Source organism: Micromonospora sp. NPDC047521, from assembly GCF_055587305.1.
Map to the genome: position 1 here is coordinate 94604 of NZ_JBVJGN010000003.1, position 26877 is coordinate 121480.

The window sequence follows — 26877 nt, forward strand, 5'->3', positions numbered from 1 at the left end:
ACCCCCCATCCCGTCCTTCACCCGGTGATCAAGAGGTTCGCGTCAGCAATCGGCGCCACGGTGACGCGAACCTCTTGATCAACCCGCGCGGGCGCGTGGCCCTGTGCGGGCGCCGCCCTGTGCGGGCGTTTCAGATGAGGGCTCGTTCCTGGGCCACCGGGAAGCGGTCCAGGGCGCCGGTGTTGGCCAGGGCGCGGGTGAGCAGCCAGCCGCCGGCGCCCGCGATCACGGTGGCGCTGACGATGGTCAGCAGCGCGTACGGGATGCGGTAGTCGCCGAGCGCGTAGTCGACGTTCCAGACGAAGAAGTCGAAAAGCGCGGCGCTCAGGCCGGTGAGCGCGCCGGCCAGCACCGCTGTCGGCAGGCGGAACGACCGGTACCGGAAGGCGGCGAACGCCAGCTCGGCGCCGATGCCCTGCACGATGCCCTGCGGGATCACCGTGCCCGCCCACTGGCTGCCCAGCAGCGCGGAGAGGACCGCCGCCACGGTCTCGCAGTAGAGCGCGGCGCCGGGCTTGCGAATGACCAGGCCGCCGATGACTGCCGGCATCAGCCAGACTCCGTAGAGCAGGGTCTGCGCCGGCGGGAAGAAGGCGAACGCCCCCTCGGTGGCGCTCCAGACCAGGCCCCAGGCCCAGAAGATGACGCCGAAGGCCACCGCGATCACCGAGGCGACCACGATGTCGATGGTCCGCCAACGGTTGGTGGTGTTGTCCATGCTGTGCTCCCAGTTCACGAAAGAGAACCAGGCAAGACGCACGCCGCGTCCGGTGGCACCGGACGGCGGCGCGGCTGGAGGTCGACCGAACTCCCTGCGCTGGCATTACCCAGATCAGGTTCGAGGGTCTGCGGGCGTACCCGCACTCTCAGCGCTGTGCGCTCCCCTGTCGGATATGAAGTTGTCTCGCTGACGCTAGCACCGACAAGGGGTGCCAGCCCAGCAGGGCGTTCACCGGACGTCGGCGTCCTGCCGGCCGGACGCCGGCTGGGTAGGCTCACGATCATGCGGGTCGACGCACGAGGTCTCACGTTCGAGGTACGCGCCGGTGGACCGCCGGACGGTGAACCCGTCCTGCTGCTGCACGGCTTCCCCCAGCACAGCGGCGAGTGGGACGACGTCGTGCCGGCGCTGCACGCGGCCGGGCTGCGTACGTACGCGCTGGACCAGCGTGGCTACTCGCCTGGTGCCCGGCCGGAGGCGGTGCCCGCGTACCGGATCCCCGAACTGGTGGCCGACGTGGTGGCGGTGCTCGACGTGCTCGGTCTGGACGCCGTCCACCTGGTCGGTCACGACTGGGGTGCGGTCGTTGCCTGGGCGGTGGCCGCCGGGCATCCCGAGCGGGTCCGCACGCTCACGGCGGTGTCCGTGCCCCATCCCGCGGCGATGGCGCACGCCCTGCGTACCGACAGGCAGCAGAAGGCGCGCTCGTCGTACATGGCGCTGTTCCGGATGCCGGGCAAGGCGGAGAAGGTGCTGCTGGCCCTCAACGCGACGGCCCTGCGCAAGATGCTCGGCGGCGTGGGGGACGCGTCCCGGGTGGACCGCTACGCCGACCCGATGCGGGAGCCGGGCGCGCTCACCGCCGCGCTGAACTGGTACCGGGCGATGTCCGGCTCCGACCTGGCCGGCGTCGGTCCGGTCGGGGTGCCCACCACGTACGTGTGGAGCGACAGGGACGTGGCGATCGGCCGCGCCGCCGCCGACGCGTGCGCCGCCAACGTCACAGGCGACTTCCGCTTCGTACCCCTGACCGGGGTGACCCACTGGATCCCGGACGCCGCGCCCGGCCCGCTCGCCGAGGCGATCCTGGCCCGGGCCGGCGGAACGGCCTGAGCCGTGCCGGTCGGAGACGCATAATGACGACGGACACCGGCGGGCCCGGCACCCGGCGCTCGATCGCCGCGCAGCTGCGCCTGCTGGGCGTACGCCCCGGGTCGACGGTGCTGGTCCACGCCGGGCTGCGCCAGCTGGGTTTCGTCTGCGGTGGGCCGCACGCGGTGGTGCTCGCCCTGCGCGACGCGCTCGGCCCGGACGGCACGATCGTGGTGCCCACCCACACGCCCGAGAACAGCGACCCCGCGCAGTGGCGCAACCCACCCGTGCCGGCGGACTGGTGGCCGCTGATCCGTTCGGAGATGCCGGGCTTCGACCCGGCGGTCACGCCGAGCCGGTTCATGGGTGCGCTCGCCGAGATGGTCCGTGGCTGGCCCGGTGCCCTGCGCAGTGCGCATCCGCAGGTGTCGTTCGCGGCACTCGGGCCGGCCGCCGAGCAGGTGGTAGCTGGGCACACCTGGGCCGACATGCTCGGCGAGGGCTCGCCGCTGGCCCGGCTCTACGAGCTGGACGCGGACGTGTTGCTGCTCGGTGTGGACCACTCCGCGAGTACCTCGCTGCACCTGGCCGAGTACCGCTGCCCGGGCTCGCCCCGTGAGCGGGTCGGTGCTGCGGTGTGTACCGCCGACGGCGGCCGCGAATGGGTGTGGTGGCAGGACGTACGGCTCGACGCGGGCGATTTCGCCGCGCTGGGCACGGACCTGGAGGCCACCGGTGCGGTTCGCGCCGGACCGGTCGGCGCCGGGACCGGCAGGTTGATGCGCCAGCGGGCGGCTGTCGACTTCGCGGTGCACTGGCTGGCCCGCAACCGGACGACGGAGGACGCATGACGGTGAGTGCCGAGGACTACCTGGCCGTGGTGACCGAGACGATCGGCCGGGTGGCCGCCAGTCAGCGGGAGGCGGTGGGGCGGGCCGCCGACCTGATCGCCGACGCGGTCCGCGCCGACGGGGTGGTGCACGCGTTCGGTACCGGCCACTCGGAGGCCCTGGCCATGGAGATCGCCGGGCGGGCGGGCGGCCTGGTGCCGACGAACCGGATCGCGCTTCGCGATCTCGTGCTGCTCGGCGGCGAGCCGGTTGACCGGCTCGGTCCGCTGCTGGAGCGGGACCCGGCGGTGGCGCACCGGCTGTACGAGTTGGCCCCGGTGCGGCCGACCGACGTGTTCGTGCTGGCCTCGAACTCGGGGGTCAACGGCGCGATGGTGGAGTTCGCCGCCCTGGTGAAGGATCGCGGCCACGGCCTGGTGGCGATCACCTCCGCGCAGCACTCGGGCCGGATGACCTCCCGACACCCGTCCGGTCGCAAGCTGGCCGACTTCGCCGACGTGGTGCTCGACAACGGCGCCCCGTACGGCGACGCGACGCTGCCGCTGCCCGGCGGCGGTGCGGTGGGCGCGGTCTCCTCGATCACGGCGGCGCTGCTGGCCCAGCAGGTCACCGTGGAGGTGGTGGCCCGGCTGCTGACGGCGGGGGAGCGGCCCCCGGTCTACCTGTCGGCGAACATCCCGGACGGCGACGCGCACAACAACGAGTTGGAGGCCCGGTACGCGGGGCGGATCCGGCGCGGCTCCTGAGGTCGGTCCCGTCGAGCGCGTCCGGGCTGCCGTGAACTTGTTTCGCGCTCCGGCGGGTGGGGCATTGGCGTTGCTGCCGACGGCTGGAGCCGTCGGCAGTAGCGTCTCACCGGAGGTAGCGCGTGTCGAAGGAGACCGAGAAGCAGCGTTGGCAGCGCAACTTCGCCGACCTGTTGCAGGAGTTGCGGGTCGCCCAGACCGGCGTGCAGATCCTCTTCGCATTCCTGCTCACGTTGCCGTTCAGCAACGGGTTCACCAGGACCAGCGAATTCCAGCGTGACGTGTACATCGTGGCGTTGCTCGCGGCGGCCGCCGCCACCGCCATGATCATCTCGCCGGTGGCGTTCCACCGGGCTCTGTTCCGGCAGGGGCGTAAACCGGAACTGGTGCGGTTCGCCCACCGGATGGCCACCGGCGGTCTGGCCTTCATGCTCATCGCGATGGTCAGCGCGGTGCTGCTGATCACCGACTTCGTGCTGGACCGGCCGATCGCCTTCCTGCTCAGCGCCCTGACCGGGCTGTGGTTCCTCGTGTTCTGGATGATCCTGCCGTTCGCGCGGCGCAACTGGGGTGAGGACGACATCGACGACGATGACGACGACCCGGACGAGATCGCCGGTCGCTGAACGGACGCGTACGGCCAGAAGCCGATCTTCACGCAGCGCTACCCCTGGGTAACACCCGGGGGTAGCGTGGCGTTGAGGCGTACACCGACGCAGCCGCATCGAGGTTCGAGGGGGCAGCCGTGACCACGACGCAGGACGGCCGACCGGCACCGGACGGCCCCGACTCCGAAGCCGCACCCGGCGCCGCCGGCGCCGCCGCCCCGTTGCCGGCAGAGGCCGGGCAGGTCTCCGAGAAGGAGGCCCGGCAGGTCGCCGAGGCTGCCCGCGAGTCCACCTGGGACCGGCCGAGCTTCGGCAAGGAGCTGTTCCTCGGTCGATTCCGGCTCGACCTCATCGACCCGTGGCCCCGCTCCGACCCGGACGACGTGGCCCGCGCCGAGGAGTTCCTCGGCCGGTTTCGCGCCTTCCTCGACTCCGAGGTGGACGGCGCGGCTATCGAACGCGACGCGTCCATTCCGGACGCCGTGTTCCACGGCCTGGCGGACCTCGGCGCGTTCGGCATGAAGATCGACAGGCGGTACGGCGGGCTGGGGCTCAGCAACCTGCACTACTGCCGGGCGCTGATGCTTGCCGGCTCGGTCAGCCCGGCGATCGGCGCGCTGCTCTCGGCGCACCAGTCGATCGGGGTGCCGCAGCCGCTGAAGATGTTCGGCACCGCCGAGCAGAAGCAGCGGTTCCTGCCCCGACTCGCCGCCGGCGAGGTCTCCGCGTTCCTGCTCACCGAACCGGACGTCGGCTCCGACCCGGCCCGGCTGGCCACCACCGCCGATCCGACCGAGGACGGCACCGGCTACCGGCTCAACGGGGTGAAGCTCTGGGCCACCAACGGCATAGTCGCCACCCTGCTCGTGGTGATGGCCCGGGTGCCGGCGGGCGAGGGCCGGCGCGGCGGGATCACCGCGTTCGTGGTGGACGGCGACAGCGCCGGCATCACTGTCGAACGACGCAACGAGTTCGTCGGCCTGCGCGGCCTGGAAAACAGCCTCACCCGGTTCCACGACGTGTTCGTGCCCACCGAGAACGTCATAGGCGGCGAGGGCAAGGGCCTCAAGATCGCGCTCACCACGTTGAACACCGGTCGGCTCTCGCTGCCGGCGATGTGCGTGGGTGCCGGCAAGTGGGCGTTGAACGTGGCCCGGGGGTGGGCCGCCGACCGGGTCCAGTGGGGTCGGCCGGTGGGCGAGCACGAGGCGGTCGCGCAGAAACTCTCGTTCATCGCCGCCACCACGTACGGCATGGAGACCATGCTGGACCTGTGCTGCCTGCTCGCCGACGACGACCGCAACGACATCCGGATCGAGGCGGCGCTGGTCAAGCTGTACGCCAGCGAGATGGCCTGGAAGATCGTCGACGAGCTGATCCAGATCCGGGGCGGCCGCGGGTACGAGACGGCCGACTCGCTGGCCGCCCGTGGCGAACGTGCCGCCGCCGTCGAACAGATGATGCGCGACCTGCGGATCAATCGGATCTTCGAGGGCTCCACCGAGATCATGCACCTGCTGATCGCCCGGGAGGCCGTCGACGCCCACCTGTCGGTGGCCGGTGACATCATCGACCCGGACGCGGGGCTCGGCCGCAAGGCCCGCGCCGGCGCCCGAGCCGGGGCCTTCTACGCGAAGTGGCTGCCGACCCTTGCCGTCGGCCGAGGTCAGAGCCCGTCGGCGTACGCCGAGTTCGGGCCACTGGCCGCTCACCTGCGTCAGGTGGAACGGTCGTCGCGCAAGCTGGCCCGGTCGACGTTCTACGCGATGTCGCGCTGGCAGGGAAAGATGGAACGCAAGCAGGCGTTCCTCGGCCGGGTGGTGGACATCGGCGCGGAGCTGTTCGCGATGTCGGCGGTCTGCGTCCGGGCGGTCGCCGAACGGGACACCCGTCCGGAGAACGTCGAGCTGGCCGACCTGTTCTGCCGGCAGGCGCGGGTGCGGGTGGACGCCCTGTTCGCCGCCCTGTGGGACAACACCGACTCGGTCGACACCGCCGCCGCGAAGCGGATCCTCGCCGGCCGTTACGCGGGTCTGGAGGACTGGGTCATCACCCCGTCCGACGAGCTGCCGTGGGTGGCCCGCTGGTCGCCCGGCCCGTCCACCGCCGAGGACGTCCGCCGCCGCATCCCCCGGAAGCCGTGACCGCGCCGCCCGGACGCGGCACGGGTCAGCGGGCTACCGCCCAGGCCAGCACCGCCGCGAGGATCAGGCCGTTGAGCACCGCCAGACCGAGGTACGCCGCGGGCGGGATCTTCCTGCCCCGGCGGACGAAGGAGACCAGGACGGCGGCGTAGCCGAGCAGCAGGACGGCGATGACGACCAGGAAGTAGAACACCCGAAGACCTTAGCGGCCACGGCCGCGCAGGCCGAGTTGACGCAGCTCCAGCGCGGCGAGGGCGTCGACAGTCTCGTCGTCGCCGCGCCGCCACGCCTCGGCGACGTCCGGGGCGATCCGGGTGAGGCGGCCCAGCGGCTGGGTGGCCAGCGCGCGCAGGGCGAGCAGATCCCGCCCGGCCGGTCCGGCGGCCAGCTTCGCCGCCGATCCGGCCCGGCGCATCCAGCGCACCCGCAGCGGCAGCCAGCCGAACAGCACGATGCCGAGCGGGAAGATCAGCACCGCGATGGCGAGCGCCAGGGCGAGCTGGTCGACGAGGTGCTGCTGGTCGCGGCCGGCGTCGGCGAGCCCACGGGCGGCGTCTGCGGCCCGCCGGAAGGGGGCGGTCAACTCGTCACCGACCAGCGGCACCCGGCCGACCTTGCCGCCGGCGTCGCCCAGGTTGTCGGCGAGTCCACTGCCGGCGCCCTCCAGCTTCTGCCCCGGTACGGCGAGCTTCTGCACCAGGTCGTGCAGCCACAGCGCGCCACGGATCGCGACGTACACCCAGGCGACGACGAGAAGGTCGGTGAGCAACTGGCGGGCGGCGGTCGGAAACCGATCGGCGTAGATTTTCACGCCGGACAGCGTGCCACGAACGCCCTCAGCCCGACACCCTCAGCGGACGCAGGCCGGGCAGGTGCCGAAGATCTCCAGGGTGTGGCTGACGTCGGCGTACCCGTGCTGCTCGGCCACCCGGTCGGCCCAGCTCTCCACGGCCGGACCGGCCACCTCGACGGTACGGCCGCAGGCCCGGCAGACCAGGTGGTGGTGGTGTCCCTCGCTGCACCGGCGGTAGAGGTGCTCGCCGCCCGGTGGTCGCATCACGTCGATCTCGCCGGCGTCGGCGAGGCCTTGCAGGGTGCGGTAGACGGTGGTGAGACCGACCCGTTCACCGCGCTGGCGCAGCATCGCGTGCAGGTCCTGGGCGCTGTGGAAGCCGTCCATCTCGCCCAGCAGTGCGCTCACCGCCGAGCGCTGCCGGGTGTTGCGCACGGCGGCGCCGCTCTCGCTCATGATCCCTCCCCGGCGTGGCTTACCGCGTCCGCCACGATGTGCGCGACGTGCTCGTCGACCAGGTTGTACGCGATTTCCCGACCTCGGCGCGAGCCCCGCACGACGCCCGCGCCCCGCAGCACCCGCAGGTGCTGGGAGACCAGCGGTTGTGCGGCGCCCAGCTTCTCCACAAGCTCGTGGACGCACCGTTCACCGTCGGCCAGCTCGCTGACGATGGCCAGCCGGATGGGGGCCGACAGGGCGCGGAGCAGTTCGCTGGCCCCGTCGAACGCCTCATAGCCCGCTGCGCCGGTCATCCTGCAACGGTAACGAATGCCGCGGGCGTCCCGCTGATCCGTCTCAGCGCAGCACGACCTCGTGCGGTTCCGGCGCCGGAACGGAGGACGGTGTGACCCGGCGGCGCAGCGCCCGCCAGATGCCCCCGGCCACGGCCACCACCAGGAAGGACGCGATCGCCACAAGCACCACCGAGGCGCCCGGGGCGGTGTCCGCCGTCGCCGCCACCCAGACGCCGGTGCCGGCCGCGAAGACCCCGAGCGCCATCGCGGCGGTCATGGTGCTGCGAAAGCCGCGGGTGACCTGCTGGGCGGCGGCCACCGGGACCACCATGAGCGCGCTGATCAGCAGCACCCCCACCGCGCGCATCGCGATGGTCACCGTGACAGCGGTGGTGACCGCGATCAGCAGGTTGAGGGTGCGCACCGGCAGGCCGGAGACCCGCGCGTACTCCTCGTCGTGACTGACCGCGAAGAGCGCCGGCCGCAGCGCGATCATGGCGACGAGGATCGCCGTGCCGAGCACCGCGATGGTCGTCAGGTCCGCGGGCGAGATGGTGGTCAGCGACCCGAACAGGTAGGCGTTGAGGTTGGCGCTCGTCGCGTCGGAGAGACCGACCAGCAGCACACCACCGGCGATGCCGCCGTAGAAGAGCAGGGCCAGGGCCAGGTCGCCGGAGGTACGCCCGCGGGAGCGGACCACCTCGATGGTGACCGCGCCGATGGTCGCCACGATCACCGCCACCAGCACCGGCGAACGGTTGAGCAGCAGGCCGGCGCCGACGCCTGTCAACGCCACGTGCCCGATGCCGTCGCCGATCAGCGTCAGCCGGCGCTGCACCAGGTAGATGCCGAGCGCCGGCGCGGCCAGGCCGATCACCAGCGCGGCGATCAGGGCCCGCTGCATGTACGGGTACTGGAAGAGTTCCATTGCTCAGCTGCTCCACAGCCCGGCGGGCTCGTCGGGACCGTGCGGGTGCACGTGGTCGTGGTCGGGCTCCGCGTGATGGCCGGCCGGGTCCGGCACCGGGCCGTCGTGGCAGATGCCACCCTCGTGTACGACGACAGCACGGCTGATGACCGGCCGCAGCGGGCCCAGCTCGTGGGCCACCAGCAGCACCGTTCCGCCGTCGCCGACGAAGTCGCGCAGCGCGTCGGCGAACGCCTCCTGGCTGGCCGCGTCCACCCCGGCGGTGGGCTCGTCGAGGATCAGCAGCTCAGGTCGGCCGGCCAGTGCGCGGGCGATCAGGGTGCGCTGCTGCTGACCACCGGAGAGGGTGGCCACCGGGTCGGCCGCCCGGTCGGCGAGGCCCACCGCGCGCAGCGCGTCGTCGACGGCGGTGCGGTCGGCCGCGCCCGGGGGGCGGAGCAGACCCCGGCGGGCCAACCGGCCGGAGGCCACCACCTCGCGCACGGTGGCAGGTACGCCGCCGCCGGCGCCGAGGCGCTGCGGGACGTACCCGATGCGCTGCCACTGCCGGAACCGGCGCAGCGGCTGGCCGAAGAGGGTGATCGCGCCGGTGCTCAGCGGCACCAGGCCGAGCACCGCGCGGATCAGCGTGGACTTGCCGGAGCCGTTGGCGCCGAGCACCGCGACGACCTCCCCGGCGGTCACGGTGAGCGAGACGTCCCGGAGCACGGGGCGGCCGTCGTAGCCGACCGCCCCGTGCTCGACGGTGATGACGGGTGTGCTCACGAGCAGCTCAACGCCGTCCGCAGGGCCTGGAGGTTGGTACGCATCACCGAAAGGTAGTCGGCGCCGTCGCCGGCGGCGAGCCCTTCGATCGGGTCGAGCACTGCGGTCTTCGCACCCACCTGACCGGCGATGGTCTCGGCGACCTTCGGGCTGACAAGCGTCTCGAAGAAGATCGTGGTGGTCCGGTGCTCCTTGGCCTCCTCGATCACCTGAGCCAGCCGCTGCGGGGAGGGTTCGACGTCCGGGCTCAGCCCGGTGATGCCGACCTGGTCGAGCCGGTACCGGTCGGCGAGGTAGCCGAACGCGGCGTGGCTGGTCACGATCTCCCGCCGCTGGCAGGTCGCCAGGCCTGTGGTGAACTCGCCGTCAAGCGCCGTCAGGTCGGCGCGCAGCGCGGAGGCGCGGGTGGTGTAGTCGGCGGCGTGGTCCGGGTCGGCCTTGCCGAGCCGCTGGGCGAGCTGGTCGCCGATGGTGGCCAGCCGGGTCGGGTCGAGCCAGACGTGCGGGTCCTTGCCGCCGGTGTTCTCCTCCTCGGCGTGCTCGCCCGCACCCTCGTGGTCGTGCCCGGCGGCTGTCGCGTCCAGCAGCGGTTGCACGCTCGTCACGTCGAACGCCCGGTCGCCGCCGTTCTGCGCGACGGCGTCGTCCACCGCCGGCTGGAAGCCCTTCAGGTAGACGATCAGCTCGGCCTCGCTGACCTGGCCGACCTGGCTCGGGCTGAGTTCCAGGTCGTGCGGCTCGGCGCCGGGCTTGGCGAGGTTGGTCACCCGGACCGCGTCGCCGCCGATCCGCTCGGCGACGAACTGGAGGGGGTAGAACGCGGCCACCACGTCGACCCGTTGCGGGTCGGCGCCGGCGGCACCACCGGTGGAGCAGCCGGCAGCGCCGCCCAGGGCGAGGACTGCGGTCGCGGCGGCCAGGACGCGGGACGTGGTGCGGTTGGTCATGTCCTCAACTGTCCGTGGCAACGATAATGATTGTCAAAAACGCATGATTGCATGTCAGAGCAGCTTCGCCAGACCCACAGTGACCAGCAGGGTCAGCATGAGCAGCCGGATCAGCCGGGTCTGCGGCGACTGCACCGGCCAGGTCGTCGCCAACAGGGCGATCAGCACCGCCGCGAGCGCGAGCGTCAGCAACCCGCCGACGACGCCTGGCGTGAAGAACGCCACAAGCACCACCACAAGGGTGAGCAGGAACACCGACGTCGGGTTCGCCCCGGCCAGACGCGCCAGCAGAGGGCGCTGCGTACGCTGCATCCCACAGACTCTACGAGGAGGAACCCCCGGTGCTGGTGACCAACCGGTTCGTGGTCGACGTCGATGTCGCCGACGACTTCACCGAACGGGCGCACGCCGCCCTCACCGCGCTGGCCGCCCGACCCGGCTACCTGCGAGGACAACTGGTCCGGGCGCTGGACGACCCCCGGCACTGGACGCTGCTCACCGAGTGGGAGTCGGTGGGCACCTACCGGCGGGCACTTGGCGCCTTCGAGGTCAAGGTCAGCGCCGTGCCGCTGCTCGCCGAGTCGATCGACGAGCCGTCCGCGTACGAGGCCCTGGCCAGCGCCGTGCCCGGCGGGGCAGTGGTGGTCGCCGAGAGTGATCGGGCTGCGGGTCCTTACCGCTGAGCCGGCGGACACTACGCTGCTCCTATGACCGCACCCGCCCCGCCGCCCGGTCCCGGTGTGGCTCCGCCGTTCGCCGCGCCGCCCACCGAGGGCCGCCGGACCCGGCTCTGGATCGGCCTCGGCGTCGGCGCTCTGGCCCTGCTGCTCTGCTGCGGCGGGGGAGGCACAGCCGTCGTGGGCCTGTTCGTCACGGGCGTGCAGGCCGTCCGGGAGCAGGGCCGCACGGTGACCAGCGACTACTACCAGGCCCTCGTCGAGCGAAACTACGGCCGGGCGTACGAGCAGCTCTGCGACGACGCGCAGCGGCGCGAGTCCCGCCCCGAGTTCGAACGGCGGGCGGCTGCCGAGCCGCAGGTGAGCGCGTTCCGGGTGGGTGAGGTGGACACCACCAACCTGACCGTGCCTGTCGACGTGACACTCGAGGGCGGCGACCGGGAACAGCAGCAGGTCACCCTCGGCTCGGACAGCCAGACCGGTGGCATGGAGGTCTGCGGGGTGAGCTGACCGGCTCCCGGTATTCTGCTGGGTTCGGGGCGACGGTGACCGTACCGTTGGCCCGAACTGACCGTTCCATCCATATCTCGCCCCCCGCCGACCGCCAGCCGGCGTAGGAGGAAACATGCCAGTCGACCGTATCGACGCCGTCGTCAGCCTCGCCAAGCGCCGAGGCTTCGTCTTCCCCTCCAGCGAGATCTACGGAGGCACCCGATCGGCGTGGGACTACGGGCCGCTCGGCGTTGAACTCAAGGAGAACGTCCGCCGGCAGTGGTGGAAGACGATGGTCCAGCAGCGCGACGACGTGGTCGGCCTCGACTCCGCCGTGATCCTGGCCCGCAGGGTGTGGGAGGCGTCCGGCCACATCGCCGAGTTCGTCGACCCGCTCACCGAGTGCCAGTTCTGCCACAAGCGTTTCCGGGCGGACCACCTGGAGGAGGCGTACGCCGAGAAGCACGGCAAGCCGCTGACCTCGCTCGCCGAGCTGAACTGCCCCAACTGCGGCAACAAGGGCACCTTCACCGAGCCGAAGATGTTCAACGGCCTGATGAAGACGTACCTGGGCCCGGTGGAGAGCGACGAGGGTCTGCACTACCTGCGTCCGGAGACCGCGCAGGGCATCTTCGTGAACTACAAGAACGTCGAGACGGTCGCCCGCAAGAAGCCGCCGTTCGGCATCGCCCAGACCGGCAAGTCGTTCCGCAACGAGATCACCCCGGGCAACTTCATCTTCCGGACCCGCGAGTTCGAGCAGATGGAGATGGAGTTCTTCGTCGAGCCGGGCACCGACGAGCAGTGGCACGAGTACTGGCTCCAGGAGCGCTGGAACTGGTACCTCGACCTGGGCCTGTCGGCTGACAATCTGCGCCTGTTCGAGCACCCCAAGGAGAAGCTCTCCCACTACTCGAAGCGCACTGTCGACATCGAGTACCGCTTCCAGTTCGGCGGCACTGAGTTCGCCGAGTTGGAGGGCGTCGCCAACCGCACCGACTTCGACCTGTCCACGCACAGCAAGCACTCGGGTGTCGACCTGTCGTACTTCGACCAGACCAAGAGTGAGCGCTGGATGCCGTACGTCATCGAGCCGGCCGCCGGTCTGACCCGTGCGGTGCTGGCCTTCCTGCTGGAGGCGTACGACGAGGACGAGGCGCCGAACACCAAGGGCGGCGTGGACAAGCGCACGGTGATGCGGTTCGACCCGCGGCTGGCCCCGGTCAAGGTGGCGGTGCTGCCGCTGTCGCGCAACGAGGCGTTGTCGCCGAAGGCGAAGGACCTCGCGGCGCTGCTGCGCAAGCGTTGGGTGGTGGAGTTCGACGACTCGCAGGCGATCGGCCGCCGCTACCGCCGGCAGGACGAGATCGGCACCCCGTTCTGCGTGACAGTCGACTTCGACACCCTGGACGACAACGCCGTGACGGTGCGCAACCGGGACACCATGGCCCAGGAGCGGGTCTCCCTGGACCAGGTCGAGCGGTACCTGATCGAGCGCCTCCCGGGCTGCTGAGACGGTGGGCACGGGGCCTCGGCCGACGCGGAAAGCGCCGGTCGGGGCCCCGTACACTTGTGCGGTGACTGCCTCGACCGTGCCCGCGCTGCGGCCGTTGACCCTCGGGCCGCACCAGGTGTGGCCGCCCGTGGTCCTCGCGCCGATGGCGGGGATCACCAACGTCGGGTTCCGTCGGCTCTGCCGGGAGCAGGGCGGCGGCATCTACGTCTGCGAGATGATCACCACCCGGGCGCTCGTCGAGCGGAACCCGAAGACGCTGCGCATGATCGCGTTCGGCGACGACGAGAAACCCCGCAGCCTCCAGCTCTACGGCACCGACCCGCAGGTCACCGCCGCGGCCGTGCGCATCGTCGTGGAGCGCAATCTGGCCGACCACATCGATCTCAACTTCGGCTGCCCCGTACCCAAGGTCACCCGGCGTGGCGGCGGCGCGGCGCTGCCCTGGCGGCGCCGGCTCTTCGCCCGGCTGGTGACGGCCGCGGTCGCCGCCGCGTCGCCGGCCGGGGTGCCGGTCACCGTGAAGATGCGCAAGGGCATCGACGACGACCATCTGACGTACGTCGAAGCCGGGCTCGCCGCGCAGGAGGCGGGCGTCGCCGCGGTGGCCCTGCACGGGCGCACGGCCGCACAGCGGTACTCGGGCACCGCCGACTGGGACGCCATCGCCACGTTGAAGCAGGCACTCGACGTGCCGGTGCTCGGCAACGGCGACATCTGGGAGGCGGACGACGCGCTGCGGATGGTCGCGCACACAGGTGTCGACGGTGTGGTGATCGGCCGTGGCTGCCTGGGCCGGCCGTGGCTCTTCGCCGACCTGGAGGCCGCCTTCAACGGGAGGCCGGAGCGGCGGATGCCGACCCTGGGCGAGGTGGCGGTGACCATGCGCCGGCACGCCGAGCTGCTTGTCGACCAGTTCGTGGCGGGCGCACGCAACCCGGCCCGGGGCGAGCGGGACGGCTGCACCGACTTCCGCAAGCACGTCGCCTGGTACCTCAAGGGCTTCCCGGTCGGCGGGGAGCTGCGCCGATCGCTGGCGATGATCGAGAGCCTGGCCCAGCTCGACGATCTGCTCGGCAAGCTCGACCCGGCGGAGCCGTTCCCGGTGACCGCCCTGGGCCAGCCGCGCGGGCGGACGAACTCCCCCGGCAAGGTCTTCCTGCCCGACGGTTGGCTGGCCAGCCGGGACGACGACACGGTCCCCGAGGGCGCCGAGATGGACGACTCCGGCGGCTGACCCGAACGACGACGAAGGGCCGGACCCCTGGTGGGGTCCGGCCCTTCGGGTTGTCGGTGGTGCGGTCAGTGCGGTCAGCTGGTGGCGTAGCCGCGGGTGGCGATCCAGTCGGCGAGGTGCTCGACGGTGACCTCGTAGGAGGCGGTGTTCGGGTCGGCGGAGTCGGCGATCTTCACGATGTTGCCGTTGTCGCGGTAGCCGACGACGCTGATGTAGTGCCCGCCTTCGAAGGAGTGCACGCCGCCGTCGGTGTCGGTGGTGGTGCCGGCGATGTTGGCGACCACGGCGCGACCCTGGTCGACGGTCTTGACGATGTCGGCGCGTAGCGTGTCGGTCTGTTTGTCGTCGGCCGCCGGTGTGCTGATCTCGACGGAGCGGTAGGCGTCGTTCTTACCGGTCTCCTTGTTCAGCACGGGGGTGATGTCGTTGATGGAGTTGGTGCCGGCTTCGGTGGTGCCCATCTCCTTGGCCATGGCGTCGACGCTGATGTCCTTGCCCTGCACACTCAGGGCGTTGCGGGCGGCGGCGGGGCCGCAGTAGTAGAAGTTCGGCTGGGCCTCGTAGCGCACGCCCAGCTGACGCTCACCGCCAGGCTTGCGCTCGGACTGGGTCTGCGTGGTGGGCTTGGCGTCCGACGCGGCGTACGCGGCGGTGACGGGGCCGGCGATGGCGCCGCCGGTGAACGCGAGACCGGCGGCGGTCAGTGCGGTCTTACGGATCAGATCGGTACGCATGATGGCGTGCTCCTCTGCATCGGGGGTGCGCGCGACACACGCAAAAGGGGGACGGTGTGTCGCGCGGAAAGAAGTAGAGGCGACCTGGCCGGTGTTCCGGCGGGCGGCCCGGGCGCTGGGCTCGGAGGCCTCGGTCGCATGCCAGGTATAACGACCCCGACCGGCCCCCGATTCCACGCCCACGGTGGCCCCGGCCACGCGACATCCACCCCACAACCGGACAGCCACCCAGGAGCCTCGCACCGCGAACCGGCCACCGACGCCCAATGCCGCCGCCCGGGGCCGACAGCCGTCGACAGCGCACTTCCCGGGAAAGTGCCGCCTGCCGACGCGACGAAGCCTTTCCTGCGCGCCGGATCCGGTGCTGCCGCCGCCAGCGCGAGCAGGCGGGCCCGCGGTGAAGCGAGATGCGTGCCGCCGCCGGCGTTGTGGTTGGTGCTGGCCGCTGTCGAGCTGCCCCAAATCTGGGGCAGTGGCTCCGTCACGCGCTCTCCGCGCGTGGGTAGCCCCGTCGCCCCGCGTGGGCCGCCGTGCCCCGCGTAGGCCCGCACTGTCCCGCGTGGGGCGCCCTGCCCGCATGGAGAAAACCTGCCCCAAATCTGGGGCAGCTCGACAGGGCGCAGGTAGGGGAAGCCCGACCCGCCTCGCGCGGGTTTCGGGCGCGTGGTCACCGAGCCGCCCGTTGGTGCGGGGCCTTTCAACGCTTGAGGGCGACGGGAAGCGTATCGGCGACGCTGTCGGGGTCGCTCTGGGTCGGAAGGTGCGAGCGGGTGGACCCCACCCCCTCAGCCGGCCAGGGGATCTCGGGGGAGTGGTGGAAGGTTACTCCGGCGGTGGTCCAGCGCGGGCCGTGCCCGGCCAGCCGATCGCGGAACCCGGCCCAGTCGTGCGTCGCCCGGGGCGACCAGCCCAGCTCGGCGATGGCGGGCAGCCGAGGGAACAGCATGTACTCGATCTCGGCCAGCGAGGTGACCGACTCGGTCCAGAGCGGGGCTTCCACGCCGAGGACCGCCGTCTCTGGCACACCCGTCACGTGTGACCCGGGATCCCAGTCGTAGGCCCGCTCCACGTCGATCAGGCCTGCCCAGTCCTGCCCGATCGGCGTGTCCGGGGCGTACTTCATGTCCAGGTAGGCGTGGTTCCCCGGGGAGACGATCAGCCGGGCGCCCTGGCGTACCGCCTCGGCCGTGGCGGCCGGGTCCTCGCTGGTCGTGCCCCACCACTGGAGCACCCGCCCGTTGACGTGCGCGGCCGGGGCGAGCTGGTGCCAGCCGACGACCGTCTTGCCGGTGCCGGCTACGATCCGCTGCACCCGCTCGACGAAACCCGTGTACACCTCGTCCTTGACCTTGAACGCCTCGTCGCCGCCGATGTGCAGCCAGGGCCCCGGGGTGAGCGCGGCCACCTCACCCAGCACGTCGGCGACGAAGTCGTACGTCCGCTCGTCGGTCGGGTCGACGTAGCTGAAACCGACCTCAGTGCCGGTGTACGGCGGTGGCGCGAGCTTGTCCGGTGCCAGCTCCGGGTACGCCACCAGCGCCGCGTTCGTGTGGCCGGGGAGGTCGATCTCCGGGACGACTGTGATGTGCCTGGCGGCCGCGTAGGAGACGATCCGCGCGTAGTCGGCAGTCGTGTAGTGCCCGCCGGGGCCGCCGCCGACCTCGGTCGCCCCGCCGACGGTGGTCAGCCTCGGCCAGGAGTCGGCGGCGATCCGCCAGCCCTGGTCGTCGGTGAGGTGCAGGTGCAGGTGGTTGAGCTTGTAGCGGGCCAGGTGGTCGATCACCCGCAGCACGTCCTCGACGGCGAAGAAGTGCCGCGCGACGTCGAGCATCGCGCCCCGGTACGGGAACCGGGGCGCGTCGGTGATCGTCCCGCCGGGCAGCGCCCAGTGCGCGGCGACCGGGGTCGGGCTCTCGATCGCCGCCGGCAACAGTTGGCGCAGGGTCTGCACGCCGTGGAAGAGGCCGGTGGCGGTGACGGCGGTGAGGCGTACCCCATCGAGTGTGACGTCGAGCCGGTAGCCCTCCGCACCGAGATCGGCGGCCTCGTCCAGCAGCAGCGCGATGCCGCCGACCGGCTCCGGCCCGGCGGTGTCGGCGACCGGCAGTGGGTGGGCGGCAGCCTCGGTGACCGGGAGCGGGTAGCCGGTGGCCGGGCGCAGCAGCTCGGCGAGGTGCTCGGCGACGGCCAGCGCGGCCGGGTCGGCGCCGGCCACGATCGCGGCGTCGGCCGGCAGCACCCAGCCCGCGGTCGGGTCCGGCCGGACCTGCTGCGGGGCGGGCACGACGTCGGAGAGCCGGTGCGGGCTCGCCGCGGTGAGCGCCGTGACCGCGCTCTGCTCGGCCGTGCGGGCCAGCGTGGCCGCGTCCGGCTCCCCGACCGACAGTGGCGCGGGCGCAGCGGTGGGGCCGGGGGAGGGGATGGTCGACACGGCGGCGACTCCGGGGTGTATTCGCGTCGGTTATGGCAAAAGCGACGTTCACCGGCTGGCGTGCCATCAAGCGTACGGCGCTCGGCCGGGATGCGTGATGGTGCGCATGGAAGCGTTCCCAAAAACTGGTACGAACACGGATAGTCGTGATGGCTGTGCCAATTGTCACCGAACGGTCCCAGGTCGCTCGATGTTCGCTTAACCTTCGCCCACCAATCGGCGTCGACCCGGGGATTACCTGTGGTCCGCTGCGGGGTAGAGGAAAACTGAACCTTCGTTAAGTGTCATTCCGGCGCGTGTGTTGTGGAGGCTCTGGTGGCAGCGCAAGAGACCGTCGATCACAAGTACGTCTACGACTTCTCTGAAGGAAACAAGGATCTCAAGGACCTGCTCGGCGGCAAGGGGGCCAACCTCGCCGAGATGACAAACCTCGGCCTGCCCGTTCCCCCCGGCTTCACCATCACCACCGAGGCCTGCCAGGCGTACCTCGCGACCGGGCGGGAGCCCGACGGGCTGGCCGGTCAGATCGAGAAGCACCTGGAGTCGCTGGAGCGTGCCATGGGCAAGCGCCTCGGCGACCCGCAGGACCCCCTGCTGGTGTCCGTCCGCTCCGGCGCGAAGTTCTCCATGCCCGGCATGATGGAGACCGTCCTCAACGTCGGCCTCAACGACCAGAGCGTGGTCGGCCTCTCCGCGCAGGCCGGAGGGAACGACAGGTTCGCCTGGGACTCCTACCGCCGGCTCATCCAGATGTTCGGCAAGACCGTCTGCGAGGTGCCCGGCGAGGAGTTCGAGCACGCCCTCGACGAGGCCAAGAACGCCAAGGGCACCTCCAACGACCTGGATCTGGACGCCGGCGACCTGCGCGGGCTTGTCGACGCGTACAAGAAGATCTTCGTGAAGCACACCGGTCGGGAGTTCCCGCAGCAGCCACGCGAGCAGCTCGACCTGGCCATCCGCGCCGTCTTCGAGTCGTGGAACGCCGAGCGCGCGGTGCTCTACCGCCGCCAGGAGCGAATCCCGGCCGACCTGGGCACCGCGGTCAACGTGGTGAGCATGGTCTTCGGCAACCTCGGCCCGGATTCCGGCACCGGCGTCGCGTTCACCCGCGACCCGGGCAGCGGGGCGCAGGGCATCTACGGCGACTACCTGGCCAACGCGCAGGGCGAGGACGTCGTCGCCGGCATCCGCAACACGGTGCCGTTGCAGGAGCTGGAGCAGCTCGACAAGTCCTCCTACGACGAGCTGCTCGGCATCATGGCCCGGCTGGAGGAGCACTACAAGGACCTCTGCGACATCGAGTTCACCATCGAGCGCGGCAAGCTGTGGATGTTGCAGACCCGGGTCGGCAAACGGACGGCCGCCGCCGCGTTCGTCATCGCGGGGCAGCTCGTCGACGAGGGCCTCATCGACCTCGACGAGGCGCTGCACCGGGTCAACGGCGCGCAGCTGGCGCAGCTGATGTTCCCCCGTTTCCAGCTCGACCACGAGTTCGAGGCTGTCGCGAAGGGCATCGGCGCGTCGCCCGGCGCGGCGTCGGGCAAGGTCGTGTTCACCTCCGCGCGGGCCGTCGAGCTGGCCGCCGAGGGTGAGTCGGTGATCCTGGTCCGCCGCGAGACCAACCCGGACGACCTGAACGGCATGATCGCCGCGAAGGGCATCCTGACGTCGCGGGGCGGTAAGACCAGCCACGCGGCAGTGGTGGCCCGGGGGATGGGCAAGACCTGCGTCTCCGGTGCCGACGAGATCGACGTGAACGTGCCAGCGAAGCGCTTCACCGTGGCCGGGCAGACCGTGAACGAGGGCGACGTCGTGTCCATCGACGGCACCACAGGCAAGGTCTACCTCGGCGAGGTGCCTGTCATGCCGTCGGAGGTCGTGCAGTACTTCGAGGGCAGCCTCGACCCGGAGCACATCGACAACGCGCTGGTCCGGGCCGTACACCGGATCATGACGCACGCCGACGGCAAGCGGCGGCTCGCGGTCCGCACGAACGCCGACACCGGCGCGGACGCGGCCCGGGCGCGGCGCTTCGGCGCCGAGGGCATCGGGTTGTGCCGCACCGAGCACATGTTCCTCGGTGACCGGCGGGAGCTGGTCGAGCGGCTGATCCTGGCCCGCGCCGAGGGTGAGCGGGAGGCGGCGCTGGCGGCGCTGCTGCCGTTGCAGCGGGCCGACTTCGAGGAGATCTTCCGCGAGATGGACGGGCTGCCGGTCACCGTCCGGCTGATCGACCCGCCGCTGCACGAGTTCCTGCCGCCGTTGGAGCAGCTCGCGGTGAACGTGGCTGTCGCCCAGGAGCGGGGCGAGGACGTCGCGAAGGAGGAGGCCCTGCTCGCCGCCGTCCGGCGGATGCACGAGGAGAACCCGATGCTCGGGTTGCGGGGCGTACGCCTCGGCCTGGTCATCCCCGGCCTGTTCGCGATGCAGGTGCGGGCCATCGCCGAGGCGGCCGTCAGCTGCGCCCGGGGCGGTGGGGTGGCCAAGCCGGAGATCATGGTGCCGCTGGTCGGGGCCGTGCAGGAGCTGGAGACGGTCCGCACCGAGGCCGAGAAGATCATCGCGGAGGTGGTCGGGGACAGCGGGGTCGAGGTGCTGATCGGCACCATGATCGAGGTGCCGCGCGCGGCGCTGACCGCCGGCCAGATCGCCGAGGCCGCCGAGTTCTTCTCCTTCGGCACCAACGACCTGACCCAGATGGGCTGGGGTTTCTCCCGCGACGACGTCGAGGGCGCGTTCTTCTGGCGCTACCTGGAGTTGGGCATCTTCGGCATCTCGCCGTTCGAGTCGATCGACCGGGACGGCGTCGGCCGGCTGGTGCGGATCGCCGCCGAGGAGGGCCGGGCCGCCCGGCCCGGGCTGAAGCTCGGTGTGTGCGGCGAGCATGGTGGCGACCCCGACTCGGTGCACTTCTTCCACGAGGTCGGCCTGGACTACGTGTCCTGCTCGCCGTTCCGGGTGCCGGTGGCGCGGCTGGAGGCGGGCCGGGCGGTCGTGGAGACCGGCGGGTCGGACAGCCGCTGACGTGGGCCGGCGGCGGACCGGAGCCTCCCGGCCGCCGCCGGGCACCGACGTTCAGATCGGCGGGCGACGCCAGGTGGGTCGGGACGAGCGGCGCAGCTGCGTCGGCAGGGTCGCCATCGGGGTACGCACGGCAAGCGGCGCGTGGGCGTCCGGAGCCGGGGTGGCGCCGATCCGGGCGCGGCGGGTGTCCCACACCGAGCCGGCCCGGCGGGCCACCGCCCGCGCCTCCTCGTGAAGCGCCTCCAGGTCCTGGGTGGACGACGCGGTGACCAGGGTCAGCAGCGCGGTGCGCCCGGCCGGGTAGGTCACCACGCAACCCGCTGTGGTGCGGACCACCGACTCGCGGAACTCGCCCCGCCGGACGGTGTCGGCCACCCGGTGACCGAGCCCGAAACTGGCCGCGGCGAGCGCGGCGAGATGGGTGGCGTCGGTGCTGGGCAGGTCGCTGGAGATGAGCAGCCCGTCGGTGCCGGCCAGCACGGTGCCGGTGACCTCGCGTCGGCGCCGGCGCAGCCCGCGTAGTTCCGTTTCCATCACCGTGTCTGCGTCCACGAGACTCTCCCCTTACCGGTCGGGCTCCGCGCGTCGGTCGACTGGTCACGTTCCGCGCTGGGAACGCTACCGGCGGCCACTGCCGCCTCGCGAGCCCGTAACCCTCGGCAATCGGTCGACAACTGCCGGCCAGTCGGCGGTTGTGGACCCGACGTCGATGCGTCGTGGGCAGGTCGAGCGGCCGTGGCGGGCGTAATCTTGGCTCCTCGCACACGGCCGATTGCGTACGCCGTCGAGGGGGAAGGGTGACTGCATGACAAGCGTCTGGGAGAGCCTGACCGTCGATGCCCGTGATCCGGCCCGACTGGCCCGCTGGTGGGCCGAGGCGCTCGGCTATCAGGTCGTCACCGAGAAGCCCGACGAGGTGGAGATCCGCCAGTCCGCCGACCGCCTGCCCGGCCTGGTCTTCGTGCCGGTGGCCGACGGCAAGGAGCGCAAGAACCGGCTGCACCTCGACCTCCGTCCGGCCGACCAGGAGGCCGAGGTCGAGCGGCTTGTCGACATGGGCGCCCGGCACGTCGACATCGGCCAGGGTGACGTCGAGTGGACGGTGCTGGCCGACCCGGAGGGCAACGAGTTCTGCGTCCTGCGTTCTGCGTGAGCGGCGCTCCGGAGGCTCGCCTGGTCGAGGAGCCGCCCAAGGACACCGGGCATCGCCGGTCGCCGTACGAGCGTGACCGGGCCCGGGTGCTGCACTCGGCGGCGTTCCGCCGGCTGGCCACCAAGACGCAGGTGCACACGGCCGGCACCGACGACTTCCTGCGTACGCGACTGACGCACTCGCTGGAGGTGGCGCAGATCGCCCGGGAGATGGGTGCCCGGCTGGGCTGTGACCCGGACGTGGTAGACGTCGCAGGGCTCGCCCACGATCTGGGTCATCCGCCGTTCGGGCACAACGGCGAGGCGGCTCTGGATCTGCTGGCCACGCCGTGCGGCGGCTTCGAGGGCAACGCGCAGACGCTGCGGGTGCTGACCCGACTGGAGGCGAAGGTGCTCGCCCCGGACGGCTCGTCCGCCGGGCTGAACCTGACCCGGGCGTCGCTGGACGCGATCGGCAAGTACCCGTGGCCGCGCCGTGCCGGGCAGCGCAAGTTCGGGGTGTACGCCGACGACACGGTGGTCTTCGACTGGATCCGGGAGGGTGCCCCCGGGGACCGCCGCTGCCTGGAGGCCCAGGTGATGGACTGGGCGGACGACGTCGCGTACTCGGTGCACGACGTGGAGGACGGCGTGCACGGCGGGTACGTCACGCTGCGGCCGCTGCTCGACGACGCCGACGAGCGGGCCGCGCTCTGCGCGGACGTGGCCGCCACGTACTCGGGGGAGTCGGCCGACGACCTGGCCGGCGTGCTTGTGGAGTTGCTTGCCGATCCGCTGCTCGCCCCGCTCGCCGGGTACGACGGCAGCCATCGCGCCCAGGTCGCCCTGAAGGCCACGACAAGCGGGCTGACAGGCCGGTTCGTGTCCGCGGCGGTCGCCGCCACCGAGGAGCGCTTCGGTCCGGGACCGCATCGTCGGTACGCCGCCGATCTGGTGGTGCCGCGCCTGGTCCGGGCGCACTGCGCCCTGCTCAAGGGCATCGCCCTGCGCTATGTGATGCGCCGTTCGGGCTTTCGGGGTCGTTACGAGCGGCAGCGCACGATGTTGGCGGAGGTGGTGTCCGCGCTGGTCCGGCGGGCGCCGGACGGACTGGATCCGATCTTCGCGCCGCTGTGGCGGGCCGCGCCGGACGACGCGGCGCGGCTGCGGGTGGTGATCGACCAGGTCGCGTCGCTCACCGATCCGGCGGCGGTGACGTGGCACACCCGTCTGGTCGGCGACGGCACACAATCGACTTAGGTTAACCTAACAACATGACGGTCACCTCGGTCCAGGTGCTGCGCACCGAGCGACCCACCCCGCATGTGATCCGGCTCGTCCTCGGTGGGGACGAACTTGCCGACCTGCCGGTGGGGGAGTTCACCGACCACTACATCAAGCTGGTCTTCCCGCAGCCGGGTGTGGTGTATCCGCAGCCGATGGACATGGCGGTGATCCGTCGGGAGCTGCCCCGGGAGCAGTGGCCCCGGCTGCGCGCGTACACCGTGCGGCGGTGGGATCCGCTGGCCGAGGAGTTGACGGTGGACGTGGTGCACCACGGCGACGAGGGGCTCGCCGGCCCGTGGGCCGCCGCGCTGCGCCCCGGCGACCCGGTGTACTTCGTGGGCCCCGGCGGGGCGTACGCGCCGAGCCCGGACGCGGACTGGCATCTGCTGGTGGGTGACGAGAGCGCGTTGCCGGCGATCGCCGCCGCCCTGGAGCGGCTGCCGCTGGGCGCCCCGGCGCACGTGTTCGTGGAGGTCGCCGAGCCGGCCGAGGAGCAGAAGCTGCTCAGCCCCGGCGCGGTCCAGCTGACCTGGCTGCACCGCGGGGCGGCTCCGGTGGGCGCCGCGCTGGTGGCGGCGGTCCGGGAGTTGGAGTTCCCGCCCGGTCAGGTGCACGCCTTCGTGCACGGTGAGGCGACGTTCGTCCGTGAGCTGCGCCGGCTGCTGCGCGCCGAGCGGGGTGTGCCCGCCGACCGGCTCTCCATCTCGGGCTACTGGCGGCGCGGGATGGACGACGAGGGCTGGCGCTCCACCAAGGCCGACTGGAACCGGCAGGTGGCGGCCGAGGAGGCGACTGCCGCCTGAGCGCCGGTCAGCCGTCGGTCTCCTGACTGGCCGCGGTGAGTCGGCGGGTGAGCAGTACGGCGTACACGACGATCACCAGCGCGAGCAGGAACAGCAGGAGTCTCGGTTCACCTACCGTCGCGGCGACCAGACCGGACGCGACGATGCCGTAGCCGGTGATCGCCAGCCGGCCGGCGGTCGGCCGGCTCCACAGCCAGTACAGCACCAGACCGCAGAGCATCCAGACCAGTACCGAGGCGGCCAGCACGAGCCGCAGTTCCAGCGGCAGCCGTGTCGCGTCGTCGTCGACCAGCCGGACCACCTGCCCGAGTGCCCAGCCGAGCAGCAGCAGCGCACCGTCCAGCGGGAGGTGCAGATAGCTGTACGCCTGCCCGCCGCGCAGCCGGGTCTGCAACAGGCGGGTGGTGACGAACGTGGTGTAGACCCACCAGACGGCCGCCGGCACCAGGAACGCCACCCCGGCGGTCGCGATCATGTACGGCCGGGGGTGGTCCGGCACCGCGAAGAGCAGGCTGGCCAGCGCGCTGCCCAGGACGATGATGGTGAACTGCCCGATCCGCTCCGGCAGGTGCCTGTTGTCCACCGGCCACCTGTCGAGCCAGCGCCACCCGACCCAGGGGGTGGCCAGCTCGATGACCATCGCGACGATCCACAGCACCGGGCGTGCCGTGGCGGGGGCGGCCAGCGAGGCCAGCCAGAGCAGCCAACCCGTGCCGAAGCCGGTCAGGTACACCGAGGTCACCGTACGAGCCATCGGGCTGGTGGGCCGGGCCCGCAGGTACAGCAGGAGCAGCACGCCCCGCACGATCAGGTATCCGACGGGCAGGAGCACGCTCTCGGGCACCTCGTCGACGCCCAGCGTCATGGCGCCCGCGCCGATCAACGCGACGAGCACCAACATGCGGTGCGGCGCGTCGTCCGGGTCGAACCGGGTGTCGTAGTAGACCTGCCCCACCCACGCCCACTGGATCACCACGAACAGGCCGAGCACGGCCAGCACCTCCGTCGGCGCCGGGGTCGGGTCGTTGCCCAGCCGGGCGACCACCGCCGCCAGGGCGTACACGAAGATGAGGTCGAGGAAGAGTTCCAGCCAGGTGGCGTGCCGGTGCCCGTCCTCGTCCGACCGGGGTTCGGCGTCGCGCAGTCCGAGCCGGCCGGCCAGCCGGCCCGGCCAGTGGACACCGCCGGTGCGTACCCTGCGCATCTGGTCATGCTCCCCGCGCGGCCCCGGCCCACGGGCGGAAACCGGCGAGCTGCGGCGGTGGCCGCCACACCGGCGTCCCCCGGCGGGCACGTCGTCGGTCCGGCAGGGCAGGATGTACGGCGAGGGGGTGGCGCATGGCTGGGCGGATCCGGGACGAGGACATCGCACTGGTCCGGGAACGCACCTCGATCGGGGATGTGATCTCCGAGACGGTCACCCTGAAGTCGGCCGGTGGCGGCAACCTCAAGGGCCTGTGCCCGTTCCACGACGAGAAGAGCCCGTCGTTCAACGTCTCTCCGGCCCGCAACGTCTGGTACTGCTTCGGCTGCGGGGCCGGGGGCGACGCCATCAAGTTCCTGATGGACGCGGAGCACCTGAGCTTCGTCGAGTCCGTCGAGCGGCTGGCCGGCCGCGCCGGCATCCAGTTGCGGTACGTGGAGGACGACCGGAGCACCCCGCGCCCGCGCCCGCAGCAGGGCCAGCGTCAGCGCCTCGTCGCCGCGCACGCCGCCGCCGTGGAGTTCTACCAGGCGCAGCTCAGCACCGCGGGTGCCCGGCCGGCCCGCGAGTTCCTGGCCCAGCGGGGTTTCGACAGGGCCGCCGCCCAGCGCTACGGCTGCGGTTTCGCACCGGAGGGCTGGGATCCGCTCACCAAGCACCTGCGCCAGCAGGGCTTCACCCACCAGGAGCTGGTGACGGCCGGGCTGTCCCGGGAGTCGCGTTCCGGCACGCTCATCGACCGGTTCCGTCGTCGGCTGCTCTGGCCGATCCGGGACCTCACCGGGGACGTGATCGGCTTCGGGGCGCGCAAGCTCTTCGACGACGACGACGGTCCGAAGTACCTGAACACCCCCGAGACGCCGATCTACAAGAAGTCGCACGTGCTCTACGGCATCGACCAGGCCAAGCGGGAGATCGCCAAGCAGGGGCGGGCGGTGATCGTCGAGGGGTACACCGACGTGATGGCCTGCCACCTGGCCGGGGTGACCACGGCGGTGGCGACGTGCGGCACCGCGTTCGGCGCGGACCACATAGGCGTGCTGCGCCGGCTCCTGCTGGACACCGACTCGGTGGCCGGCGAGATCATCTTCACCTTCGACGGGGACGCCGCCGGGCAGAAGGCCGCGCTGCGCGCCTTCTCCGACGACCAGCGCTTCGTGGGCCGGACGTTCATCGCGGTCAGCCCCGACAACATGGACCCGTGCGAGCTGCGGCTCGCCAAGGGCGACCTGGCGGTGCGTGACCTGGTGGCCAGGCGCGAGCCGCTCGTCGACTTCGCGCTGCGGCACGAGCTGAGCCGCTTCGACCTGGACACGGTCGACGGCCGGGTGGAGGCGATGCGCCGGGCCGCGCCGCTCGTCGCGCAACTGAAGGACCGGGAGAAGCGCCCGGAGTACGTCCGCAAGCTCGCCATGGACCTCGGCATGGAGATCGAGCCGGTGCAGCGCGCGGTGCTCGCCGCAGCGAACACCCCGCCCGCCGGCGGTCGGGACGCCGCACCCGCCGCCCGCCCCGCCCCGGCGCGTCCCGAACCGGCGGTGGACAGCCCGCAGTCGATGGTCGAGCGGGAGGCGCTGAAGTTGGCCCTGCAACAGCCGGTGCTGGCCGGGCCGATGTTCGACACGGTCGAGGCGACGGAGTACCGCCATCCGATGCACGTGGCGGTGCGTACGGCAATCGCGGCGGCCGGTGGGGCCGTGTCGGCGACCGGCGGCGCGGTCTGGATCGAGAAGGTCCGCGACTCCTGCGACGACCTGGCCGCGGCGGCCCTCGTCGGTGAGCTGGCGGTGGAGCCGCTGCGGATCGACGGCGAGGCGGATCCGCGCTACGTGTCGATCACGATGGCGCGTGTGCAGTTCGGGTCGGTGACCGCCCGGATCCAGGAGCTCAAGTCCCGGATCCAACGGATCAACCCGGTCAACAACAAGGACGAGTACTTCGCCGCGTTCGGCGAGCTGCTGTCACTGGAGCAGCACGCCCGGGCGCTGCGCGAGCAGGCCGCGGGAGGGTTGTGA

The 26877-nt window shown here is 71.7% G+C and carries 26 protein-coding genes, 1 pseudogene and 1 riboswitch; of the genes and pseudogenes, 14 read left to right on the forward strand and 13 right to left on the reverse strand.

Going from position 1 to position 26877, the window contains the following annotated elements:
- Positions 1-130: 130 nt before the first annotated feature.
- Positions 131-718, reverse strand: coding sequence for an ECF transporter S component (locus ACZ6N8_RS08050; RefSeq protein WP_139587406.1), 588 nt, complete (start codon positions 716-718; stop codon positions 131-133).
- A gap of 73 nt (positions 719-791) precedes the next feature.
- A riboswitch (TPP riboswitch) is annotated at positions 792-896 on the reverse strand.
- 107 nt (positions 897-1003) lie between these two features.
- On the opposite strand from ACZ6N8_RS08050, the gene ACZ6N8_RS08055 reads away from it, so the two are divergent.
- The 5 genes from ACZ6N8_RS08055 (at position 1004) to ACZ6N8_RS08075 (ending at position 6162) form a co-directional block, all read left to right on the forward strand.
- On the forward strand, positions 1004-1834 hold the full coding sequence (locus tag ACZ6N8_RS08055) for an alpha/beta fold hydrolase (protein WP_466008481.1): 831 nt from the start codon (positions 1004-1006) through the stop codon (positions 1832-1834).
- A gap of 23 nt (positions 1835-1857) precedes the next feature.
- A complete protein-coding gene (locus tag ACZ6N8_RS08060) occupies positions 1858-2664 on the forward strand; it encodes an AAC(3) family N-acetyltransferase (RefSeq protein WP_466008483.1) in 807 nt (268 codons plus the stop codon).
- Positions 2661-3410 carry a sugar isomerase domain-containing protein gene (locus tag ACZ6N8_RS08065; RefSeq protein WP_466008485.1) on the forward strand — a complete coding sequence of 250 codons (750 nt, stop codon included), beginning with the start codon at positions 2661-2663 and terminating at the stop codon, positions 3408-3410. Before ACZ6N8_RS08060 ends, ACZ6N8_RS08065 begins: the two co-directional genes overlap by 4 nt.
- 122 nt (positions 3411-3532) lie before the next feature.
- Positions 3533-4036: a DUF6328 family protein gene (locus tag ACZ6N8_RS08070; RefSeq protein WP_466008487.1), complete on the forward strand. Its 504-nt coding sequence runs from the start codon at positions 3533-3535 to the stop codon at positions 4034-4036.
- Between the two features lie 119 nt (positions 4037-4155).
- Complete coding sequence (locus ACZ6N8_RS08075) at positions 4156-6162, forward strand: acyl-CoA dehydrogenase family protein (protein WP_466008488.1); 2007 nt, start codon at positions 4156-4158, stop codon at positions 6160-6162.
- 25 nt (positions 6163-6187) lie between these two features.
- Here the strand turns inward: ACZ6N8_RS08075 and ACZ6N8_RS08080 are convergent, their stop codons facing one another.
- From ACZ6N8_RS08080 to ACZ6N8_RS08115, 8 genes are read right to left on the reverse strand one after another with little or no spacing between them, the layout of a single operon-like run.
- Positions 6188-6355 (reverse strand): hypothetical protein, encoded by a 168-nt coding sequence (locus tag ACZ6N8_RS08080; RefSeq protein WP_167517539.1) that lies wholly within the window; start codon positions 6353-6355, stop codon positions 6188-6190.
- A gap of 9 nt (positions 6356-6364) precedes the next feature.
- Entirely contained in the window at positions 6365-6973 is a 609-nt protein-coding gene (locus ACZ6N8_RS08085) for a hypothetical protein (RefSeq protein ID WP_364362300.1), read from the reverse strand.
- A 39-nt stretch (positions 6974-7012) separates the two neighbouring features.
- Entirely contained in the window at positions 7013-7411 is a 399-nt protein-coding gene (locus ACZ6N8_RS08090; RefSeq protein WP_357985976.1) for a Fur family transcriptional regulator, read from the reverse strand.
- Entirely contained in the window at positions 7408-7707 is a 300-nt protein-coding gene (locus tag ACZ6N8_RS08095; RefSeq protein WP_139587399.1) for an ArsR/SmtB family transcription factor, read from the reverse strand. Before ACZ6N8_RS08095 ends, ACZ6N8_RS08090 begins: the two co-directional genes overlap by 4 nt.
- 43 nt (positions 7708-7750) lie before the next feature.
- Positions 7751-8617 carry a metal ABC transporter permease gene (locus ACZ6N8_RS08100; RefSeq protein WP_364362301.1) on the reverse strand — a complete coding sequence of 289 codons (867 nt, stop codon included), beginning with the start codon at positions 8615-8617 and terminating at the stop codon, positions 7751-7753.
- A gap of 3 nt (positions 8618-8620) precedes the next feature.
- Positions 8621-9382: a metal ABC transporter ATP-binding protein gene (locus tag ACZ6N8_RS08105; protein WP_364362302.1), complete on the reverse strand. Its 762-nt coding sequence runs from the start codon at positions 9380-9382 to the stop codon at positions 8621-8623.
- Positions 9379-10329, reverse strand: coding sequence for a metal ABC transporter substrate-binding protein (locus tag ACZ6N8_RS08110; RefSeq protein WP_466008492.1), 951 nt, complete (start codon positions 10327-10329; stop codon positions 9379-9381). Before ACZ6N8_RS08110 ends, ACZ6N8_RS08105 begins: the two co-directional genes overlap by 4 nt.
- A 54-nt stretch (positions 10330-10383) precedes the next feature.
- The gene (locus ACZ6N8_RS08115) at positions 10384-10641 is read right to left on the reverse strand and encodes a hypothetical protein (protein ID WP_364362304.1); all 258 of its coding nucleotides are present in this window, start codon (positions 10639-10641) and stop codon (positions 10384-10386) included.
- Between the two features lie 29 nt (positions 10642-10670).
- Here ACZ6N8_RS08115 and ACZ6N8_RS08120 point away from each other — a divergent pair, with 29 nt between their 5' ends.
- The 4 genes from ACZ6N8_RS08120 (at position 10671) to dusB (ending at position 14248) form a co-directional block, all read left to right on the forward strand.
- A complete protein-coding gene (locus ACZ6N8_RS08120; protein WP_466008494.1) occupies positions 10671-11012 on the forward strand; it encodes an antibiotic biosynthesis monooxygenase family protein in 342 nt (113 codons plus the stop codon).
- Between the two features lie 24 nt (positions 11013-11036).
- Positions 11037-11516 (forward strand): hypothetical protein, encoded by a 480-nt coding sequence (locus ACZ6N8_RS08125; RefSeq protein WP_387123799.1) that lies wholly within the window; start codon positions 11037-11039, stop codon positions 11514-11516.
- Positions 11517-11631: 115 nt separating this feature from the next.
- On the forward strand, positions 11632-13011 hold the full coding sequence (locus tag ACZ6N8_RS08130) for a glycine--tRNA ligase (RefSeq protein WP_364362306.1): 1380 nt from the start codon (positions 11632-11634) through the stop codon (positions 13009-13011).
- A 64-nt stretch (positions 13012-13075) separates the two neighbouring features.
- Positions 13076-14248 carry a tRNA dihydrouridine synthase DusB gene (dusB, locus tag ACZ6N8_RS08135; RefSeq protein WP_466008497.1) on the forward strand — a complete coding sequence of 391 codons (1173 nt, stop codon included), beginning with the start codon at positions 13076-13078 and terminating at the stop codon, positions 14246-14248.
- Between the two features lie 74 nt (positions 14249-14322).
- Here the strand turns inward: dusB and ACZ6N8_RS08140 are convergent, their stop codons facing one another.
- Together ACZ6N8_RS08140 and ACZ6N8_RS08145 are read right to left on the reverse strand one after the other, a co-directional pair.
- Positions 14323-14982, reverse strand: a complete 660-nt coding sequence (locus ACZ6N8_RS08140; protein ID WP_466008499.1) for a C39 family peptidase — start codon at positions 14980-14982, stop codon at positions 14323-14325.
- Between the two features lie 697 nt (positions 14983-15679).
- The gene (locus ACZ6N8_RS08145) at positions 15680-17434 is read right to left on the reverse strand and encodes a beta-N-acetylhexosaminidase (protein WP_466009140.1); all 1755 of its coding nucleotides are present in this window, start codon (positions 17432-17434) and stop codon (positions 15680-15682) included.
- 294 nt (positions 17435-17728) lie between these two features.
- Between ACZ6N8_RS08145 and ppdK the strand changes: the two genes are divergently transcribed.
- Positions 17729-20437 carry a pyruvate, phosphate dikinase gene (gene ppdK, locus ACZ6N8_RS08150; RefSeq protein WP_466008501.1) on the forward strand — a complete coding sequence of 903 codons (2709 nt, stop codon included), beginning with the start codon at positions 17729-17731 and terminating at the stop codon, positions 20435-20437.
- 51 nt (positions 20438-20488) lie between these two features.
- Here the strand turns inward: ppdK and ACZ6N8_RS08155 are convergent, their stop codons facing one another.
- Entirely contained in the window at positions 20489-20989 is a 501-nt protein-coding gene (locus tag ACZ6N8_RS08155; protein WP_466008503.1) for a roadblock/LC7 domain-containing protein, read from the reverse strand.
- A gap of 253 nt (positions 20990-21242) precedes the next feature.
- Here ACZ6N8_RS08155 and ACZ6N8_RS08160 point away from each other — a divergent pair, with 253 nt between their 5' ends.
- From ACZ6N8_RS08160 to ACZ6N8_RS08170, 3 genes are read left to right on the forward strand one after another with little or no spacing between them, the layout of a single operon-like run.
- Positions 21243-21590, forward strand: a complete 348-nt coding sequence (locus ACZ6N8_RS08160) for a VOC family protein (protein WP_387119358.1) — start codon at positions 21243-21245, stop codon at positions 21588-21590.
- Positions 21587-22828, forward strand: coding sequence for a deoxyguanosinetriphosphate triphosphohydrolase (locus ACZ6N8_RS08165; protein ID WP_466008505.1), 1242 nt, complete (start codon positions 21587-21589; stop codon positions 22826-22828). Before ACZ6N8_RS08160 ends, ACZ6N8_RS08165 begins: the two co-directional genes overlap by 4 nt.
- 14 nt (positions 22829-22842) lie before the next feature.
- Positions 22843-23658 carry a siderophore-interacting protein gene (locus tag ACZ6N8_RS08170; protein ID WP_466008507.1) on the forward strand — a complete coding sequence of 272 codons (816 nt, stop codon included), beginning with the start codon at positions 22843-22845 and terminating at the stop codon, positions 23656-23658.
- Positions 23659-23665: 7 nt separating this feature from the next.
- Here ACZ6N8_RS08170 and ACZ6N8_RS08175 read toward each other — a convergent pair whose 3' ends face one another.
- Positions 23666-24862 carry a low temperature requirement protein A gene (locus ACZ6N8_RS08175; RefSeq protein ID WP_466008509.1) on the reverse strand — a complete coding sequence of 399 codons (1197 nt, stop codon included), beginning with the start codon at positions 24860-24862 and terminating at the stop codon, positions 23666-23668.
- A gap of 112 nt (positions 24863-24974) precedes the next feature.
- Here ACZ6N8_RS08175 and dnaG point away from each other — a divergent pair.
- Positions 24975-26877 (forward strand): annotated as a pseudogene (gene dnaG / locus ACZ6N8_RS08180) (DNA primase).